This is a genomic window from Bifidobacterium sp. POST2/T3 (B1) (assembly GCF_058197115.1).
Window position 1 is genome coordinate 1 of sequence record NZ_JBVPQK010000289.1, and the last position, 3,354, is coordinate 3,354.

General features: G+C 63.2%; 4 protein-coding genes. All 4 read right to left on the reverse strand.

Annotation, left to right across the window (positions count from 1 at the left end; translation table 11 throughout):
* Window positions 1–366: ATP-binding cassette domain-containing protein (locus AC0AP0_RS10630; RefSeq protein WP_490430437.1), on the reverse strand; the 366-nt coding region annotated here is incomplete at its 3' end.
* Window positions 367–526: 160 nt separating this feature from the next.
* Window positions 527–1,978 carry an ABC transporter ATP-binding protein gene (locus AC0AP0_RS10635; protein ID WP_490430438.1) on the reverse strand — a complete coding sequence of 484 codons (1,452 nt, stop codon included), beginning with the start codon at window positions 1,976–1,978 and terminating at the stop codon, window positions 527–529.
* Window positions 1,956–2,654: an energy-coupling factor transporter transmembrane component T gene (locus AC0AP0_RS10640; protein WP_490430439.1), complete on the reverse strand. Its 699-nt coding sequence runs from the start codon at window positions 2,652–2,654 to the stop codon at window positions 1,956–1,958. Before AC0AP0_RS10640 ends, AC0AP0_RS10635 begins: the two co-directional genes overlap by 23 nt.
* Window positions 2,651–3,259: an MptD family putative ECF transporter S component gene (locus tag AC0AP0_RS10645; protein WP_101431750.1), complete on the reverse strand. Its 609-nt coding sequence runs from the start codon at window positions 3,257–3,259 to the stop codon at window positions 2,651–2,653. Before AC0AP0_RS10645 ends, AC0AP0_RS10640 begins: the two co-directional genes overlap by 4 nt.
* Between the last annotated feature and the right edge of the window lie 95 nt (window positions 3,260–3,354).

A 3,354-nucleotide genomic window follows, 5' to 3' on the forward strand; every position in this document is an offset into this window, starting at 1 on the left:
CTGGACCGGGTCGGCGGCATCGTCCACGATCTCCGAGGCCAGTTCCACATTCTCCCTGGCGGTCAGGTTGGCCACCAGGTTATAGAACTGGAAGACGAAGCCCACGTCGTAGCGGCGGTAGGTGGTCAGCTGCCGGGCGTCGTAGCCGGCGATGTCCTTTCCGTCCACGATCACCTGGCCCTCGTTGCAGGTGTCCATGCCGCCCAGAATGTTCAGCACGGTCGATTTGCCAGCCCCCGAGGCGCCGAGGATGACCACCAGCTCGCCCTTCTCGATGGAGAAGGTGACCTCATTGTTGGCCACGATGGTCGTCTCGCCGGTCACATACCGTTTCGTCTCTCCGATGACGTCGATATAGCCCATCATGCCCTCTCGTAACCCTGGCTGTGCGGCGGGGCCGTCCGACGCGAGGGACGCCCCCTGATGCTCTTTTCCCCACTACTGTATACGTTCGCGGGGTTCGGAGCACAGGAGAACCGCCTGCCGGGAGGCGTCATGTTCACCGACCCTGCAAGGGCTCGGAGGTTCAGAGGGCTTGCAGGAGGTTGCCCAGTTTCCGGCTGTCCCTGACCGGTCTGCCCTGGCGGAAGGTGATGAACCGCTGGCAGGTCTGGGCCAGGAACTCCTGGTCGTGCGAGATGACGATCACCATGACCCCCAGGGAGCGCATGTAGCGGATCATTGCGGTCACCTGGTTCATGTGGAGCAGATCCAGACCGCTGGTGGGCTCGTCCAGAACCACCAGGCGCTTGCCCGACAGTATGGCGGCCGCAATGGCCACCCGTTGCTTCTCCCCGCCGGAGAGGGTGTTGGGGTGCCGGCCCAGGAGCCGATCCAGGTCCAGCTTTCGCGCCACCTCCTTGAAGAGGTCGGTCCGCCTGGCCCCAAGGAGCATCTCGCCCTCCACGGTCTCGCTGAAGAGCTGGTAGTTGACATCCTGGAAGACCATATAGGAGTCCTCAACGCGCTCCCTGGCGGTCTGCTTGGCTCCGTTCAGGCTGATTTCCGACCTGTCGCCAGGCTTGAGCAGACCGGTCAGGACCGAGGCGAAGGTGCTTTTGCCGGCTCCGTTGCGGCCGATGATACCGGTGATGTCCTCGCTGGATAGGGTCAGGTCGTCCACATCCAGGGCAGGAGCCTGGTCGTGGTGGTAGGCATAGGTCAGGTTCCTGACCCGTAGCAGGTCAGGGGTCTTTTCGGTAGTGACTCTGGCAGGTGCGCTCGCATTCTCGGTCGCGTCCAGATTCAGGGCCCGCAGCCCCATGGCCTGGCGACTTGGGCCATCCAGCCCCCTCATGGCGGCCGGAGTCAGGTGCTCCGCCAGTCTGCCGTCCTTCATGACCAGAAAGTCGTCGGCAAGGCCGTCCAGATAGTAGAGGCGGTGCTCGATCAGGACCATGGTCAGGCCCCGGTCCTTCAAGCGGCCCAGGATCTGCGCCAGGCTGGCCACCGCTTCGACGTCCAGGTTGCCGGAGGGCTCGTCCAAAACCAGGATTTGCGGGTCCATCATGCAGGAGGAGGCGATGGCGATCATCTGTTTCTCGCCCCCGGAAAGGGAAAAGATGTCCCGGTCCATGAGTGGGGTAATGCCGAAGAGGTCGGCCACCTGATCTATACGCTCACGGATGGCCTCCGGCTGGACCCCGGTGTTCTCCAGGGGGAAGGCCAGTTCGCTGCGGACGTCGGTGGTGAAGAACTGGGTCTTGGGGTTCTGGAAGACCGACCCTACCTGTTCCGAAAGCCGGTAGATGGGCCGGGCCGTGGTGGGCTCGTCCCCGATCAGGCACTCTCCCTCCAGCTTGCCCTCGTAGAGCTCGGGAATCAGGCCGTTGATGACCCTGGAAAGGGTGGTCTTGCCGCATCCGCTCGGTCCGGTGACCACGGTCAGTCGGCCTCGGTCCATCCGGCAGGAGACCTCTTCGAGGGAAGGCCTGCTGGCGCCCTCGTAGGTGAAGCTAAGCCTGGAACATTGCAACATAGGCTCCACATCCCATAAGGACCAGACCCAGGGCGCACATGAGCGCATCCAGTCCGGTGAAGGCAATCCGTTGGATGGAGGTCTTGGGCCCGGGGTCGCCGATCCCCCTAGTCAGGGCGGCCGAGGTCAGGTCGGAGGCCACATTGGTGGCGTTGTTGAGCAGGGGGACGTAGATGTACTCCATGGTTCGCATCGGATGCCGGACCATGTCGCCGGTGGTGACCGCGATCCCCCTGAATTTCATGGCCCGCCTGATCTGGGCATAGTCGTGCCTGACGGTCGGGAAGAAGCGGAAGAGCACGCTGACGGGGATGACCAGCCACTGGGGGGCGTGGATCTTGCGCAGCAGGTAGACCAGCTCCGAGACCTTGGTGGTGCCCATCATGAAGGCCGCAACCAGCACCAGGGGGAGGATCCTGCCCACGCCGACGAAGAGGAAGAGCAGGTAATGCCCCGGCAGATTCTCGGGGAAGACCATGGCCAGGGAGGCGCCCAGGGCGAAGACCAGACAGACCAGAAGCCAGGCCTGGCCCTTCTTGACCCTGCCCACGATGACCTGGAAGCTGCAGAAGTAGATGTTGATGGCCAGGACCAGCGGGGTGGGCAGAGTGACGAAAATCAGGGCGTTGGCGAAGATGACCAGCAGGAATCTGGTGTAGATGGAGATGGGCCTCATTGCTTGGCGGGTATCCGGTTGAAATGCCGGTCGACGATCCGGGCGCCTATCCATGCCCCGAGCAGGGCGCCGACCAGGGTGGCCAGGATGCAGACCAGGAAAGTGGCTCCGGTGATGGGCGCGAAGACCCCGTTGATGTACTCCTGGCTCTTGCCGCGGCGGACCAGGCTGGCCACATAGGCGTCCTTCATGAACCAGAGGGGTAGGACGGGGCCGGTGCAGCCGAAGGTGAGGATGACGTAGCTCAGGTACCGGGCCAGGTTGGGACGGCTCTCCCTGAGGGAGGACTGAACCAGATCGGCCAGCAGGCCGCAGAAGGCGTAGGGGATGAAGGAGAGGGCGAAGTGACCGAAGACCAGTAGGAAGAGGCCCATGATGACGCCGACGATGGTGATGGCCCCGAACCTGGGCACCCGGCGGATCATCAGCATGTAGACCGGGCCGGAGACCAGCCCCACCACAGCGGGGATGAAGAGGGAGGACAGGCCAGGCATGACCAGGCCCGCCAGGAAGACGGTGATGAAGTTGCCCACCGCCATGCTGACGAAGTAGAGGGCCGTAAAAATGCCGACGTTGACCAGGTCTTTTGTCTTCAGTGCTTTCATAAAGGATCGCTCCCATCTGGGTGGCGGTCGCTCGGCCCTAGGCCATATCCGCCGATTTCAGGTTGTGCCGTCAAGTTTAGGAGGGCCGGGAGGGA

What these genes read in the sequence shown, in the direction of transcription:
- AC0AP0_RS10635 (WP_490430438.1), bottom strand. Translation starts at nt 1,978, where the DNA reads ATGTTGCAATGTTCCAGGCTTAGCTTCACCTACGAGGGCGCCAGCAGG.
- AC0AP0_RS10645 (WP_101431750.1), bottom strand. Translation starts at nt 3,259, where the DNA reads ATGAAAGCACTGAAGACAAAAGACCTGGTCAACGTCGGCATTTTTACG.
- AC0AP0_RS10640 (WP_490430439.1), bottom strand. Translation starts at nt 2,654, where the DNA reads ATGAGGCCCATCTCCATCTACACCAGATTCCTGCTGGTCATCTTCGCC.